At 61.1% G+C, this 14579-nt stretch carries 15 protein-coding genes; 9 read left to right on the top strand and 6 right to left on the bottom strand.

The features are described 5' to 3' along the window. The first annotated feature begins 19 nt into the window (after positions 1-19). The 7 genes from phrB (at position 20) to ACYZTK_RS19850 (ending at position 6486) form a co-directional block, all read left to right on the top strand. Complete coding sequence (gene phrB / locus ACYZTK_RS19880) at positions 20-1465, top strand: deoxyribodipyrimidine photo-lyase (RefSeq protein ID WP_462011390.1); 1446 nt, start codon at positions 20-22, stop codon at positions 1463-1465. A 69-nt stretch (positions 1466-1534) separates the two neighbouring features. Further along, positions 1535-2317 carry an SDR family NAD(P)-dependent oxidoreductase gene (locus tag ACYZTK_RS19875; protein WP_462011389.1) on the top strand — a complete coding sequence of 261 codons (783 nt, stop codon included), beginning with the start codon at positions 1535-1537 and terminating at the stop codon, positions 2315-2317. Next, complete coding sequence (locus ACYZTK_RS19870) at positions 2314-3561, top strand: NAD(P)/FAD-dependent oxidoreductase (RefSeq protein WP_462011388.1); 1248 nt, start codon at positions 2314-2316, stop codon at positions 3559-3561. The genes ACYZTK_RS19875 and ACYZTK_RS19870 overlap by 4 nt, the downstream gene beginning before the upstream one ends. Next, a complete protein-coding gene (locus ACYZTK_RS19865; RefSeq protein ID WP_462011387.1) occupies positions 3558-4373 on the top strand; it encodes a DUF1365 domain-containing protein in 816 nt (271 codons plus the stop codon). The genes ACYZTK_RS19870 and ACYZTK_RS19865 overlap by 4 nt, the downstream gene beginning before the upstream one ends. Beyond that, positions 4360-5631 (top strand): class I SAM-dependent methyltransferase, encoded by a 1272-nt coding sequence (locus tag ACYZTK_RS19860; protein WP_462011386.1) that lies wholly within the window; start codon positions 4360-4362, stop codon positions 5629-5631. Before ACYZTK_RS19865 ends, ACYZTK_RS19860 begins: the two co-directional genes overlap by 14 nt. Next, positions 5624-6127 (top strand): DUF2878 domain-containing protein, encoded by a 504-nt coding sequence (locus ACYZTK_RS19855; RefSeq protein WP_462011385.1) that lies wholly within the window; start codon positions 5624-5626, stop codon positions 6125-6127. Before ACYZTK_RS19860 ends, ACYZTK_RS19855 begins: the two co-directional genes overlap by 8 nt. Positions 6128-6180: 53 nt before the next feature. After that, positions 6181-6486: a YkgJ family cysteine cluster protein gene (locus ACYZTK_RS19850; protein WP_462011384.1), complete on the top strand. Its 306-nt coding sequence runs from the start codon at positions 6181-6183 to the stop codon at positions 6484-6486. Positions 6487-6541: 55 nt separating this feature from the next. On the opposite strand, the gene ACYZTK_RS19845 is transcribed toward ACYZTK_RS19850, so the two are convergent. The 6 genes from ACYZTK_RS19845 to hemA all read right to left on the bottom strand — a co-directional run bounded on the left by ACYZTK_RS19845 (position 6542) and on the right by hemA (position 11911). Continuing rightward, positions 6542-7060, bottom strand: a complete 519-nt coding sequence (locus ACYZTK_RS19845) for an acyloxyacyl hydrolase (protein WP_462011383.1) — start codon at positions 7058-7060, stop codon at positions 6542-6544. Positions 7061-7178: 118 nt separating this feature from the next. After that, complete coding sequence (gene murI / locus ACYZTK_RS19840; protein WP_462011382.1) at positions 7179-7970, bottom strand: glutamate racemase; 792 nt, start codon at positions 7968-7970, stop codon at positions 7179-7181. Beyond that, positions 7963-8718 (bottom strand): molybdopterin-synthase adenylyltransferase MoeB, encoded by a 756-nt coding sequence (locus tag ACYZTK_RS19835; RefSeq protein ID WP_462011381.1) that lies wholly within the window; start codon positions 8716-8718, stop codon positions 7963-7965. The genes murI and ACYZTK_RS19835 overlap by 8 nt, the downstream gene beginning before the upstream one ends. Beyond that, positions 8712-9542 (bottom strand): peptide chain release factor N(5)-glutamine methyltransferase, encoded by an 831-nt coding sequence (prmC, locus tag ACYZTK_RS19830; protein ID WP_462011380.1) that lies wholly within the window; start codon positions 9540-9542, stop codon positions 8712-8714. Before prmC ends, ACYZTK_RS19835 begins: the two co-directional genes overlap by 7 nt. Continuing rightward, positions 9543-10625 (bottom strand): peptide chain release factor 1, encoded by a 1083-nt coding sequence (prfA, locus tag ACYZTK_RS19825; RefSeq protein WP_462011379.1) that lies wholly within the window; start codon positions 10623-10625, stop codon positions 9543-9545. Continuing rightward, complete coding sequence (gene hemA, locus ACYZTK_RS19820; RefSeq protein ID WP_462011378.1) at positions 10622-11911, bottom strand: glutamyl-tRNA reductase; 1290 nt, start codon at positions 11909-11911, stop codon at positions 10622-10624. The genes prfA and hemA overlap by 4 nt, the downstream gene beginning before the upstream one ends. Positions 11912-12230: 319 nt before the next feature. Here hemA and ACYZTK_RS19815 point away from each other — a divergent pair, with 319 nt between their 5' ends. Further along, positions 12231-13955 carry a tetratricopeptide repeat protein gene (locus ACYZTK_RS19815; RefSeq protein WP_462011377.1) on the top strand — a complete coding sequence of 575 codons (1725 nt, stop codon included), beginning with the start codon at positions 12231-12233 and terminating at the stop codon, positions 13953-13955. Between the two features lie 4 nt (positions 13956-13959). Further along, entirely contained in the window at positions 13960-14577 is a 618-nt protein-coding gene (gene lolB / locus ACYZTK_RS19810) for a lipoprotein insertase outer membrane protein LolB (RefSeq protein ID WP_462011376.1), read from the top strand. Positions 14578-14579: the final 2 nt, after the last annotated feature.

The raw sequence follows: 14579 nt of genomic DNA, 5'->3' as shown, positions 1-14579 counted from the left end.
GCGTTCAGCGGATACCAGCATGCAATTGATCTGGCTGCGCAGCGACCTGCGCCTGCATGACAACACCGCCCTCTCGGCTGCCGCTGCTCGCGGCCCGTGTGTGGCCCTGTACCTGTTAAGCCCGCTGCAATGGCTGGAACATGACGACGCCCCCTGCAAAGTGGATTTTTGGCTGCGCAACCTTGGCGAACTGAGTCGCTCACTGGGCGAACTGAACATTCCCCTGCTGATCCGCACCGCGTCGCATTGGGATGAAGCGTCGAAAGTATTGCTCGACCTGTGCCAGCAACTGAAGATCGACGCGGTGCACGTCAACGAGGAATACGGCGTGCACGAAAGTCGCCGGGACGAGCAGGTGGCCGAGGCACTCCGGGCCACCGACATCGATTTCTACAGCTACCTCGACCAGCTGTTCTTCAAGCCCGGCAGCGTATTGACCAAAACCGGTACCTACTTTCAGGTCTTCAGCCAATTCCGCAAAGTCTGCTACGAACGCCTGCATCGCTCGCTCCCAGGACGGGTTCCGGCGCCCGCACCTCAGAACCCGATGAACATAAAGAGCGACAAGGTGCCGGTGAGCGTTGAAGGCTTCGCCACCCCGAGCGAACACTTGCGCTCGCTGTGGCCTGCCGGTGAAGCTGAAGCCCAGCGTCGCCTGGACACCTTTGTTGACGCGCAGATCGACTACTACAAAAGCGAGCGTGACTTCCCCGCCAAACCTGGTACCAGCCAGCTGTCCGCCTACCTGGCTGCCGGGGTGATTTCCCCTCGCCAGTGCCTGCACGCGGCCTTGCAAAGTAATCAGGGCGAGTTCGAAAGCGGCAAGGTCGGTTCCGTGACCTGGATCAACGAGCTGCTGTGGCGCGAGTTCTACAAGCACATCCTGGTTGGCTATCCGCGAGTTTCCCGGCATCGCGCATTCCGCCCGGAAACCGAAGCGCTGGCCTGGCGTGACGCGCCTGAAGAACTGCTGGCCTGGCAAGAGGCGCGTACCGGTTTGCCGATTATTGATGCAGCCATGCGCCAGCTGCTGGAAACCGGCTGGATGCATAACCGCCTGCGCATGGTGGTGGCAATGTTCCTGACCAAGAACCTGCTGATCGACTGGCGCGAAGGCGAGCGCTTTTTCATGCGCCACCTGATCGACGGCGACCTGGCGGCGAACAATGGCGGCTGGCAGTGGAGCTCGTCCACCGGCACCGACTCGGCGCCGTATTTCAGGATTTTCAATCCGCTGAGCCAATCGGAAAAATTCGACGGCGAAGGGGTGTTCATCAAACAGTGGCTGCCGGAACTGGATGGGCTGAACAAAAAGGAAGTGCACAACCCGGCGAACGTGGGCGGGCTGTTCGGCGTCGCTGACTATCCGTCGCCGATCGTCAACTTGAGCACTTCCCGCCAGCGGGCGCTGACCGCGTTCAAGAATCTGCCGTCGAGGCGGGCAGCCGGTGGCGACCATGAATGATTTCGCGCGGCGCTTTGCCGAACAGTTTGCCAGGGGCCCGGTGATCGCCGGACTGCAAAGGAGAATGGGATGAGTCTTACACCTCCACGCCGTTACTGGCTGACCGGCGCCAGCAGCGGTATTGGCGCCGCACTGGCCGAAGAAATACTCAAGACCGGCGCCCACCTGGCCGTCAGCTCACGCTCGACGGCGCCGTTGAAAGTGCTGGCTCAACGTTATCCCGGGCAGGTCCTGGTCGTCGCCGGCGACCTGACCAACAGCCAGACGGTGCGCGAAATCGGTGAAGAGATCGCCGAGCAATGGGGATCACTCGACACCGTGATCCTAAATGCCGGCACCTGTGAATACGTCGACGCCCAAAAATTCGACGCCTCGATCATCGAGCACGTGGTGCGCACTAACCTGCTCGCCAGCGCCTACTGCGTTGAAGCCGCCCTGCCCCTGTTGCGCGCCGGCTCCGCGCCGCACCTGGTGGGCGTGGCCAGTTCCGTGACCTACCTGCCACTGCCGCGGGCCGAGGCCTACGGCGCTTCAAAAGCAGGGTTGCGCTACATGTTCGAATCCCTGCGCATCGACCTGGCGTCCGAAGGCATCGAAGTCACGGTGGTCAGCCCGGGATTTGTCGATACACCGCTGACGGCGAAAAACGATTTTCCGATGCCCCTCAGCTGGCCTGTGGATAAAGCGGCGCGGCACATTTTCGCAAAATTGAACAACCGGCCACTGGAGATCGCCTTTCCGGCGCTGTTCATGGCTGCCCTGTGGCCGCTATCGAAGATGCCCAACGGGATCAAACTGGCGATCGGCAAACGCATGGTGCGCAGCAATCCACCCATCCAGGATGTCCCGTGAATATCGCCATCATCGGTAGCGGCATCTCCGGGCTGACCAGCGCCTACCTGCTGAACCGCAGCCACGAGATCACCCTGTTCGAAGCCAGTGACTGGCTCGGCGGGCACACCCACACGGTCGATGTCACCGTGGACGGCCGCGATTACGCGGTGGACACCGGTTTCATCGTGTTCAACGACTGGACCTATCCGAATTTCATCCGTCTGCTTGGGCTGCTCGGCGTGAGCTTCAAGCCGACGGCAATGAGTTTCTCGGTCAGCGATCCGGACAGCGGGCTGGAGTACAACGGCAACAACCTCAACAGCCTGTTCGCCCAGCGCCGCAACCTGCTGTCGCCGGGATTCTGGGGCATGCTGCGCGACATTTTGCGCTTCAATAAAGAGGCATTGCGCGACCTCGAAGAACAGCGCATCAGCGTCGACACCACCCTTGATCAGTACCTCAAGGCCGGCGGCTACGGTGAGCGGTTCATCCTGCATTACATCGTGCCGATGGGCGCGGCGATCTGGTCGATGCCCATGGCCGACATGCTGGGTTTTCCGCTGCTGGCATTCGTGCGCTTCTTCAAGAACCACGGCCTGCTCTCGGTGAGCAATCGCCCGCAGTGGCAGGTGATCGAGGGTGGTTCCAGCGCCTACGTCGCACCTTTGACCGCTTCCCTGGGTGATCGCATCCGCTTGAGCTGCGCGGTAACGCGAGTCGAGCGCGACGAGGACGGAGTACTTATCCACAGCCCAATCGGCATCGAGCGCTTCGACAAGGTGGTATTTGCCTGCCACAGCGATCAGGCGCTGAAGCTGCTGGCCGCACCAAGCGCTGCCGAGCAATCGATCCTCGGCGCCTTGCCCTACGCCGACAACGAAGTGGTGTTACATACCGACACGCGCCTGTTGCCGGAGCGCAAGCTCGCCCAGGCGGCCTGGAACTACCGGCTCAACGGCGCCGGCCATACATCCGCTGCCGTCACCTACGACATGAACCTGCTGCAAGGGATTCAGAGCGATACCCGGTTCTGCGTCAGCCTGAACCAGAGCGCCGGCATCAGTCCGTTCAAGGTGCTCGCCAAATATACCTACGCGCATCCGCAGTACAGCCTGTCCGCCGTCACCGCCCAGGCTCGCTGGGAAGAATTGAATGGCGCCAACCACAGCTGGTATTGCGGTGCCTACTGGGGCAACGGATTCCATGAAGATGGCGTAGTCAGCGCACTGCGCGTGGCTGCGGCGTTGGGAGAAACCCTGTGAACAGCGCCCTTTACAGCGGCTGGATCGCCCATCGGCGCTTCAGTCCCCGGCGCCACGCCTTCCGTTACCGGATCGGCTTGCTGTACCTGGACCTCGACGAGCAGGACGCCGTACTCGGACTCTCACCCCTGTCGGGGCACAGCCGCCTGGCGCCGTTCTCGTTTCGTGAAACCGATTACCTGAAAACCTTCACCGGCAACGGCATGCGCCTGATCGATGCGGTGCGCCAACAGGTCGGTCAGGCCATCGGGCATGAACCGCAAGGTGCAATCTGCCTGCTGACCCAAGTGCGCAGCTGGGGCCTGTCGTTCAACCCGGTGAGTTTTTTCTATTGCCATGAAGCCGATGGTCAACTGGCAGCGATTCTCTGCGAAATCACTAACACCCCCTGGCACGAGCGCTATCACTACGTGCTGCCGGCCAAACCTGCGCAAAGCCTGGCGGATTTTCACCAGCATTTCGCGGTGGCGAAGGCGTTCCATGTGTCGCCTTTCCTGCCCCGGGATCTTGAGTACCGGATGAGCTTCAGCCCTGCCGCCGCAAAATTGGGCGTGCACATGGCGGACTGGCAAGGCGAGCTGAAGTTGTTCGACGCCACGCTCAACCTCGAACGCGAAGTCCTCGACCGCGCCAGCCTGCACCGTTACTTGCGGCGTTTTCCCTGGATGACCGCGAAAACCTGCCTGGCGATTTACTGGCAGGCCATTCGCCTGCTGCTCAAGGGTGCACCTGTTTTTGCTCATCAACCTGCCAACGGCAGCGTTCAAACCGCCACTGTTGTCCCCAAGGACTGCCGCCATGAAATCCCCTGACGTTTCGGCCAAGGCCTCCCTGTTCAATACCAACGGCATCACGGGACAGTTGCTGCGTCGCGGGGTATTGCGGCAATTGGCGCACCTCAAGCACGGGCAGTTGGTCATCGTCGAAGACGGCGAGCGCCAGCTGTTCGGCAGTCCTGGCAGTCATTTGCTCGGCGAGATACAGATTCTCGACGCTGCGGTCTGGGGCCTGGTCGCAAGCAACGGTTCGATTGGCGCCGGGGAAGCATTCATTCACGGCTACTGGAGCTCCCCGGACCTGACCGCCGTGGTCAGGGTGTTTGTCAGCAACCTGGAAGTGCTGGACGCGCTGGAGGGCGGCCTGGCGAAACTCGGTCGGCCGCTGGTGCGCGGTTTGCACTGGATCAACCGCAATACCCGCAAGGGCTCGCAGAAGAACATCGCCGCCCATTACGACCTGGGCAATGACCTGTTCGAGCAGTTTCTCGACCCGACCATGATGTATTCCGCCGCACAGTTCCTCACGCCCGAGGACACCCTTGAACAGGCGCAGCTGAACAAGCTCGAGCGCATCTGCCAGAAGCTCGCCCTCAAGCCGACCGATCACCTGCTGGAAATCGGCACGGGCTGGGGCAGCATGGCGCTGTACGCCGCGCAGCAATATGGCTGCAAGGTCACGACCACTACGCTGTCCAAAGAGCAGTTCGCCTTTACCGCGCAACGGATTGAGGCACTGGGGTTGCAGGGCCAGGTCACGCTGCTGCTGTCCGATTATCGCGACCTCACCGGCCAGTACGACAAGCTGGTGTCGATCGAGATGATCGAAGCCGTCGGCCACCGCTTTCTGCCGACCTACTTCAAGCAATGCGCGCAGTTGCTCAAGAGCAACGGGCTGATGCTGTTGCAGGCGATCACCATTCGCGACCAGCGCTACGAGCAGGCCAAGAGCAATGTCGACTTCATCCAGCGCTACATTTTTCCCGGGGGCGCCCTGCCCTGCGTGCAGAAAATGCTCGAGATCGTCAGCCGTGACACCGACATGAACCTGCTGCACATGGAGGACTTCGGCCTGCACTACGCGAAGACCCTGCGCCTGTGGCACGAGAATTTTCGCCGGGCGCACAACCGCCTGGGCGAGTTGGGTTACGACGATCATTTCCTGCGTTTATGGGAGTTCTACCTGTGCTACTGCGAAGGTGGCTTCCTAGAGCGCACCATCGGCACCGCGCAGATGCTGTTGGCCAAACCGGCGGCAATCACTGCCCCGCTGCTGGGTCGATTTGATGCTTGAACGCCTGGCCAACGCCGTATTGTTCCAGGTGGGCTGGTTCGCTTGCGTATTGGGTGGCGACAGTCTGTGGTTGCTGGTAGCACTTGCAGCTCTGGTGATCCATCTGCTGTGGGTAAGTCGCTGGAGCGATGAAGGCCGCTTGATTCTCAGCGTGGTCCTGCTGGGTACGACCGTCGACAGTACATTGCGCTGGCTGGGCGTGTTCGATTTCACCGAAGTTACGCCCTTGATTCCGCTGTGGCTGATGGTGTTATGGGCGCTGCTGGCCACGACCTTGCGCCACTGCCTCGCTTGGAGCGCCAGCCCCTGGTGGCTGGCCAGTGGACTGGGTGCGTTCGGCGGGCCGCTGTCGTATTACGCCGGCAGCCAGCTGGCCGGCGTGCAGTTTCCTTTTGGGCCCTGGCCGACGCTGGTGGGCATCGGCGTGCTCTGGGCGCTGCTGTTTCCGGCGTTGCATTTCATGGCACGGCGCCTCGCATCGGACACTCCCGGTTAAACGTCTGTCAGGCCTTTCACACTCGCGCCGCCCACTGCCTTACACTGCGCGCCATGAAAACCATTCCCCTCACGCCAATTTCCGAGCCTGCAGTCACCTGCTCGACCTGTGCAGCCTGCTGCTGTCAGCTCGAAGTCATGCTGATTACCGACACGGGCGTGCCCGAGCGTTTTATCGACACCGATGATTGGGGTGGGGAAGTCATGCTGCGTCTGGATGACGGCTGGTGCGCCGCGCTGGATCGCAACAGCATGATGTGCACGATCTACGAAAAACGTCCGCTGATCTGCCGGGAGTTCGAGATGGGGGCACCGGAGTGCATCGAGGAACGCCAGGGAATTACCACGGCGTATCGTTGAAAACAGATCCATGTGGAACCCGGCATAGCCCGGTCCCACAGGAGTTTTCCCGGTGTTACAACGGCATCGTGTAATGCAGGGCGTAGCTTTCTACGCCATCGTTGCTGCTGCTCAGGCCGGCGTTGGAATAGTGCGTCGCACGGATTCCAACTTCGTGCCCGCCCGCGAAGCGCAGGCCAAAACCGAGCCGGTCTTCAAACTGGAAGGACTGGCCGATATTGTTGTCTTCAAGCTGAGTGTTGGAGAAGAACGCGACACCCACCCCGGCCTCAATGTATGGCTTGACGTTCTCGCCGGCAAACTCGTAAACGAACACTGGCGCGAACGACAGGCTGTTGTTGCTGGAAGTCTTGTCGCCTTCCCAGTGGGTATAGGCGCCGCTCCAGAAACCGGTCAGACGACCCGTGTCGGTCCGCCACCAGCTCTTGTCCCAATCAAACTGCATGCCCAACCGATAAGTCATGGTTGAATCGCTCGTGGCCCCGACTCCGAACTCCACGCCTGCCGCCTGTGCGTTAAAACTGTGCCCCATTAGTGCGGCCGCAATCGCGGCCAAGCAGAATAGTCGCTTCACTAGAAACATCCTTTTCCGAACGAATTCGTATGGTTTTTTGGTGTAGCTAACAATCACAGCTGTAGAAGGCAGCGCATAGTCAGAAGTTCAGACTACTTCGGTACATTTCACATTTTTTTTACAAGTCGAAACTACGCACAACTCCGGAAGAACTCCAGAGTAATGGCAAGATATTGCTGAAATGTTCCGGATCGGCACTGGTCCAGAATTGCGCGGCCCGCGACGGGCCTTCGGCGAGCAGCTCACGTTCCGCCAACAGACGCTGAAGCTGGCGCGCTACTGCAGCACCCGTATCGATGAGGCTGATGTGTTCGGGGATCATCTGCCTGAGCAGAGGCTTGAGGAAGGGATAGTGGGTGCAGCCGAGAATGATCGTGTCGCAACCCGCATCCAGCAGGGGTTGGACGTAGCCGTGCAGTAACTTGCACAGGTCGGGGCTATGCAGGTCGCCGTTTTCGATCAGCTCCACCAGGCCAGGGCATGGCTGGGTAATCACCCGCACATCAGTGGCGAAGCGGTCGAGCAAGGCGGCGAACTTGGCACTTTGTAATGTGCCGGTCGTGGCGAGTACCCCGACCACACCACTGCGAGTGGCTGCCGCCGCGGGCTTCACCGCAGGCTCCATGCCGACGATGGGCCAGTGCGGATAATCGCGGCGCAAATCGGCCACGCCCGCCACCGTTGCGGTATTGCACGCCAGCACCAGCGCCTTGGCACCCTGCTGCTGGAAAAACTCAGCCATCACGCTGCAGCGCTGGCGGATAAACTCCGGGGTCTTCTCGCCGTAGGGCACATTGCCGCAATCGGCGACGTACAACAAAGACTCGCCGGGCAATAAACGCTGGATCTCGGCCAGCACCGAAAGCCCGCCGACTCCGGAGTCGAACACGCCGATGGGCGCCTCACGCACGGGCAGCACCGCAGACTGCGCAACCCGGATCGCGCTTGACCCGCAGCTCGCGAAAGCGCGTGCCCAGGGCATCGATCAGTAACAGGCGTCCTACCAGCGGCTCGCCAAACCCCGCCAACAGCTTGAGCGCTTCAAGCGCTTGCAGGCTGCCGACCAGGCCTACCAACGGACCGATCACTCCAGCCTCACTGCAGGTCAGTTCGGCTTCGCTGCCGTGGCCGTACAAACAGTGGTAGCAGGGGCTCTCGGGGCGACGCGGGTCGAACACCGACAATTGCCCTTCGAGGCGAATGGCGGCGCCACTGACCAGGGGTTTGCCGGCGATCACGCAGGCCGCATTGACCGCTTCGCGGGTGGAAAAATTGTCCGAGCAGTCGAGTACCAGATCCACCGCCGCAACGGCAGCCGCCAGGGAATCCTGGTCCAGCGCGGTGCGATGGGCGATCAGTTGGACTTCAGGATTGATCGCGCTCAGTCGGCGCATCGCCGAGTCGACCTTGCTCACGCCGACGCTGTCGGTGTCGTGAATGATCTGCCGCTGCAGGTTGGTCAGGTCGACCGTGTCGAAGTCCGCCAGGTGCAGTTCGCCAACACCCGCAGCCGCCAGATACAGGGCCACCGGCGAGCCAAGGCCGCCAAGACCGACGATCAATACACGGCTGGACTTGAGCCGCAGCTGGCCGTCTATGTCAACGTGCTGTAGCAGGATCTGCCGGCTGTAGCGCAACAGCTCCTGATCATTCAGCACGGCAGGCATCCCAGGCTGATACGTTCGTGGCCGCCCAGGTCCGTGCGACTGTGGACTTGTTCAAAACCACGGTTCAGCAGCAAATCACGCACGGCGACAGCCTGATCGTAGCCGTGTTCGAGCATCAGCCAGCCGCCGGCATCGAGATGGTCTGGCGCCTGGTCGACGATCAGGCGCAGGTCGTCGAGCCCATCGATGCCGGCGACCAACGCGCTGGCGGGTTCGAAGCGCACGTCACCCTCGGCCAGGTGCGGATCGGCGCTGGCGATGTACGGCGGGTTGCTGATGATCAACTCGAAGCGCTGGCCTTCCAGCGCGCTGAACCAGTGGCTGCTCAGCACAGTGGCGTTGTTCAGGTGCAGGCGCTGGCGATTGCGCTCGGCAAGCGCGACGGCTTCCTGCACGCGATCCACCGCGGTGACTTGCCACATCGGACGCTCGCTCGCCAAGGCCAGGGCGATGGCGCCGCTGCCGGTGCCCAGGTCGAGGACCTTGGCAGGTAAAGCTGGCAACAGTTCCAGCGCGGCCTCCACCAGCAGCTCAGTGTCCGGGCGCGGGATCAGGGTATGTGGGGCCACTTCCAGGTCGAGTTTCCAGAACCCCTGCTGGCCCAGGATGTAGGCCACTGGCTCGCCACCGCGCCGACGCTGCAGATATCCGGCAAACTTCAGCGCCGCGTCACTGGGCACGATGCGCTCCGGCCAGGTGTGTAAAAAGCTTCGCGACTTGCCCAGTGCTGCGGCCAGCAACAGCTCGGCGTCCAGGCGCGCGGTAGGCGAGTCCGGTAGATCGGCGGCGCGTAACAAACTGGCAATGATCGTCATTTACTCACCTATCGCTGCCAATTGGTCAGCCTGGTATTCGGCCAGCAACGGCTCGATCACCGCATCGACGCCCCCGGTGAGGATTTCATCCAGGGAGTACAGCGTCAGGTTGACCCGGTGGTCGGTGACCCGGCCCTGGGCAAAGTTGTAGGTGCGAATTCGCTCGGAGCGATCGCCCGAGCCTACCAGCAGCTTGCGCTCGCTGGCGATGGCATTGGCGGCGGCGCTGGTCTGCTGGTCGTTCAGCTTGGCCGACAGCCAGGACATGGCGCGCGCACGGTTCTTGTGCTGGGAACGTTCTTCCTGGCACTCGACCACGATGCCCGACGGCAAGTGCGTGATGCGAATGGCCGAGTCAGTCTTGTTGACGTGCTGGCCGCCGGCGCCGGAGGAGCGATAGGTATCGACTCGCAGGTCCGCCGGGTTGATCTCGATCGCTTCCTGTTCGTCCGGCTCGGGCAATACCGCAACCGTGCAGGCCGAGGTGTGAATCCGGCCCTGGGATTCAGTGGCGGGAACCCGCTGCACGCGATGCACACCGGATTCGAACTTGAGCTTGCCGTAGACGTTGTCACCTTCGACCCGGGCGATGACTTCTTTATAGCCGCCGTGTTCGCCGATGTTCTCCGAGAGAATCTCCACTCGCCAGCCACGCCGCTCGGCGTAGCGCGAATACATGCGGAACAGGTCGCCGGAGAAAATCGCCGCCTCGTCACCGCCGGTACCGGCACGGATTTCGAGGAACACGTTGCGTCCGTCGTTCGGGTCCTTGGGCAACAACATGCGCTGCAGGCTGGCTTCGATTTCGAGCAGTTGCTCTTTGGCTTCGCGGACTTCTTCCACGGCCATCTCGCGCATGTCCGGGTCGCTGTCCTTGAGGAGCGCCTGAGCGCCTTCAAGATCACTCTGAACCTTGAGCAACTGTTTATAGGTTTGCACGATCGGTTCGACTTCCGCGTATTCCTTGGAATAGGTGCGGAATTTAGTCTGGTCGGAAATGACTTCGCCGTCGCCCAGCAAGGCGGTCAGTTCTTCGAAACGGTCCTGGAGGATGTCCAGCTTATTAAGCAGTGAAGCTTTCATTGCGGTTTCTTATCCGAAAAGCTATCCGATGAGCCCTCACCGAGGGCAAAGAGTTCCTGGGCCATGGCCAGCGCATCAAGGCGGCCTTCGGCAGAAAGCTTTTTCAACTGCACGCTCGGGGCGTGCAGGAGTTTGTTGGTCAGGCCGCGCGCCAGTTGAATCAATACGTCTTCGGCGCTACTGCCGTTGGCCAGCATGCGCTGGGCCTTGTGCAGTTCTTCGTCGCGCAGGCGTTCGCTTTGCTGGCGGTAGGCCTTGAGCACGTCCACCGCCGCCAGCTCTCGCAGGCGCACCATGAAGTCTTCGGCGCCGATCGAGACCATCTCTTCCGCCGCTTGCGCCGCGCCCTGACGACTCTTGAGGTTTTCGGCGACCACTTCGTGAAGGTCGTCGACGCTATACAGGTAGACGTCGTCGAGTTCTCCGACTTCCGGCTCGATATCCCGTGGAACAGCGATGTCCACCATGAAGATCGGCTTGTGTTTGCGCAGCTTCAAGGCGCTTTCCACCGCACCCTTGCCGAGGATCGGCAACTGGCTGGCAGTGGAACTGATGACGATGTCACTGCGCACCAGTTCGGCCGGGATGTCCGACAGCAGCACTGCATGGGCGCCGAACTGCTCGGCGAGGATGCTCGCGCGCTCCAGCGTGCGGTTGGCGACCACGATGCGCTTGACCCCCAGCTCATGCAAATGACGGGCGACCAGGGTGATGGTTTCGCCGGCGCCGATCAGCAAGGCCTGGCTGCGTTGCAAGTCGCTGAAGATCTGTTTCGCCAGGCTGACCGCGGCAAATGCCACGGACACCGGGTTTTCGCCAATGGCAGTGTCGGTGCGCACTTGCTTGGCCGCATTGAAGGTGGCCTGGAACAACCGCCCAAGTAACGGCCCGATGGTGCCGGCCTCCCGGGCCACGGCGTAGGCCGATTTCATCTGGCCGAGAATCTGCGGCTCACCCAACACCAGCGAATCGAGCCCGGAGGCGACTCGCATCATGTGACGAACTGCCGCATCATCTTCGTGCACATAACTGCTCGCGCGCAGCTCTTCGAGGCTCAAATGGTGATAATCGGCCAGCCAGCGCAGCACAACGTCGGATGAAAGGTGATCCTGTTCTATATAGAGTTCACTGCGATTGCAGGTGGAGAGGATCGCAGCTTCGCGGCTGTCGGTCAGTCGGCAGAGCTGCTGCAACGCCTCAACCAGCTGCTCAGGGGTAAAGGCCACGCGCTCGCGGACGTCTACTGAAGCAGTCTTGTGATTGATACCGAGTGCGAGGAAGGCCATTCAAGGTCGCTGATAGTGACGTGAAGCCGGCAATTGTCCTACTTCGACAGATTCAGAACAACTACTCGATATCTATTGGGCTTGTAGGCGACACCGCGGATTGAGATCGGTTCTCGTTGTAGGAGCTGCCGAAGGCTCGGGCCGCGATCGGACGATCTTTGCTTTTATGACAGCAGATCAAAAGATCGTCCGATCGCGGCCCGAGCCTGCGGCAGCTCCTACGAATATTGAACGTACGGGTAAATTGCCGGGCCGGTTATGTTTGGCCGAAGGCTTGTGTCATGATGATCCGACCGCAGGTTAGTCGTCCTCTTCCTATATGAATAGATCCTCCGCGTTGCTCCTTGCTTTTGTCTTCCTCAGCGGCTGCCAGGCCATGGCCCCCGTTTCGCCGGACGATTCGTCGCCGGTCGAAGACAGCACTCCAGCCCCTGAAAAGCCCAAGGTCTACAGCTCATTCAGCGAAGAAACCATCTTCAGCCTGTTGAGCGCGGAGCTGGCTGGCCAGCGCAATCGTTTCGACATTGCGCTGGACAACTACGTGACCCAGGCCATCAACACCCAGGATCCGGGAATTTCCGAGCGGGCATTCCGTATCGCCGAGTACCTGGGCGCCGATCAGGCAGCCCTGGACACCGCGCTCATCTGGGCGAAAAACGCTCCGGACGATCTCGAGGCGCAACGGGCAGCAGCCGTACAACTGGCGCGTGCCGGGCGGTATGACGACTCCATGGTCTATATGGAGAAAGTCCTGCAAGGCAAAGGCGACACACACTTCGACTTCCTCGCCCTGTCTGCGGCCGACACCGACCAGGACACACGCAACGGCTTGATGCAAAGTTTTGACCGCTTGTTGCAACGCCATCCAGAGAACAGCCAGCTGATTTTTGGCAAGGCGCTGTTGCTGCAACAGGACGGCGATGCCAAGGGCGCATTGGCGCTGCTGGAAGATCATCCGCCGGAAGATGGCGAAATTGCCCCGATCCTGCTGCGCGCGCGCCTGCTGCAGGCGCTTGATCGTGGCGATGAAGCCCTGCCGCTGCTGCGCAAAAGCATCAAGCAGTACCCGGACGACAAACGCCTGCGCCTGACCTACGCGCGCATGCTGGTTGAACAGGACCGCATGGACGACGCCAAGGTCGAGTTCTCCAGCCTGGTCCAGCAGTACCCTGAGGATGACGAGCTGCGTTATTCCCTTGCGCTGGTTTGCCTGGAAGCCAAGGCCTGGGAAGAAGCCAAGGGCTACCTGGAAGACTTGATCGCCCGGGACAGCCACGTCGACTCGGCACACCTGAACCTGGGGCGTATCGCTGAAGAGCGCAACGATCCGCAAGGTGCGCTGGCCGAGTACGCACAGGTGGGGCCGGGCAATGATTACCTGCCGGCGCAACTGCGCCAGGCCGATATCCTGATGGACAACGGCAAAACCGCCGAGGCCCAGAGTCGCCTGGCGACGCAACGGGACGAGCAACCCGATTACGCAATTCAGCTGTATCTGATCGAAGCCGAAACCCTGTCTGCCAACAAGCAGCAGGACAAGGGCTGGACCGTGCTGGAAAAAGCCTTGCAGCAGTATCCGGACGATCTGAACCTGCTGTACACCCGCGCCATGCAGGCGGAAAAACGCAATGACCTGGCGCAAATGGAGAAGGACCTGCGCCTGATCATCAAGCGCGACCCGGACAATGCGATGGCCTTGAACGCCCTCGGCTACACCTTGTCTGACCGTACGACACGCTACGCCGAAGCCAAGGCCCTGATCGAACAGGCGCACCAGATCAATCCGGAAGACCCGGCGGTTCTCGACAGCCTCGGCTGGGTGAATTTCCGCCTGGGTAATCTCGACGAGGCCGAGCGCTACCTGCGCAAGGCCCTGGAGCGTTTTCCCGATCAGGAAGTCGCCGCGCACCTGGGCGAAGTCCTGTGGGCCAATGGCAAACAACGCGAAGCGAAGCAAATCTGGGGCAAGTTCCTCAAGGAACAACCCGACAGCCCAATACTGCGCGGCACCATCAAGCGCCTGACCGGATCAGAGACTCTTTAAGATTATGTTTTTGCGCCATTTCATCGTATTCAGTTTCATCGCCCTGCTCGCCGGTTGCGCGGGCTTCGGCGCTCGCGAATCAGTCCAGGGCAAAGGCGACCCGGGCCAGTGGCGCGAGCATAAACAGCAGCTGACAGGCCTGGACGGTTGGCAGATCAACGGCAAGATCGGCATTCGCGCGCCGAAAGATTCCGGCAGCGGCACCCTGTTCTGGCTACAACGCCAGGATTACTACGACATTCGCCTGTCCGGCCCCCTGGGTCGTGGCGCTGCCCGCCTGACCGGCCGCCCGGGCAAGGTCTCGCTGGAAGTTGCCAACCAGGGTCGTTACGACGCACCGAACCCGGAAATCCTCCTCGAAGAACAACTTGGCTGGAAGCTGCCGGTATCCAACCTCGCATGGTGGGTGCGCGGGCTTCCCGCCCCGGACAGCAAAAGCCGCCTGACACTGGATGCCGACAGCCGCCTGGCGAGTCTCGATCAGGATGGCTGGCAGGTTGAGTATTTGAGCTATGCCGAACAGAACGGCTACTGGCTGCCTGACCGGATCAAGCTGCATGGCACCGACCTTGACGTCACGCTGGTGATCAAGGAATGGCAACCACGCAAACTGGGGCAGTGAAC

This window comes from Pseudomonas sp. LB3P31 (assembly GCF_054897945.1).
This window is presented reverse-complemented; position numbering and strand designations above follow the sequence as displayed.

Bases quoted from the DNA above. Each gene is read 5' to 3' on its own strand.
- phrB (WP_462011390.1), top strand. From the start codon at position 20: ATGCAATTGATCTGGCTGCGCAGCGACCTGCGCCTGCATGACAACACC.
- ACYZTK_RS19875 (WP_462011389.1), top strand. From the start codon at position 1,535: ATGAGTCTTACACCTCCACGCCGTTACTGGCTGACCGGCGCCAGCAGC.
- ACYZTK_RS19860 (WP_462011386.1), top strand. From the start codon at position 4,360: ATGAAATCCCCTGACGTTTCGGCCAAGGCCTCCCTGTTCAATACCAAC.
- ACYZTK_RS19855 (WP_462011385.1), top strand. From the start codon at position 5,624: ATGCTTGAACGCCTGGCCAACGCCGTATTGTTCCAGGTGGGCTGGTTC.
- ACYZTK_RS19850 (WP_462011384.1), top strand. From the start codon at position 6,181: ATGAAAACCATTCCCCTCACGCCAATTTCCGAGCCTGCAGTCACCTGC.
- prmC (WP_462011380.1), bottom strand. From the start codon at position 9,542: ATGACGATCATTGCCAGTTTGTTACGCGCCGCCGATCTACCGGACTCG.
- prfA (WP_462011379.1), bottom strand. From the start codon at position 10,625: ATGAAAGCTTCACTGCTTAATAAGCTGGACATCCTCCAGGACCGTTTC.
- hemA (WP_462011378.1), bottom strand. From the start codon at position 11,911: ATGGCCTTCCTCGCACTCGGTATCAATCACAAGACTGCTTCAGTAGAC.
- ACYZTK_RS19815 (WP_462011377.1), top strand. From the start codon at position 12,231: ATGAATAGATCCTCCGCGTTGCTCCTTGCTTTTGTCTTCCTCAGCGGC.
- lolB (WP_462011376.1), top strand. From the start codon at position 13,960: ATGTTTTTGCGCCATTTCATCGTATTCAGTTTCATCGCCCTGCTCGCC.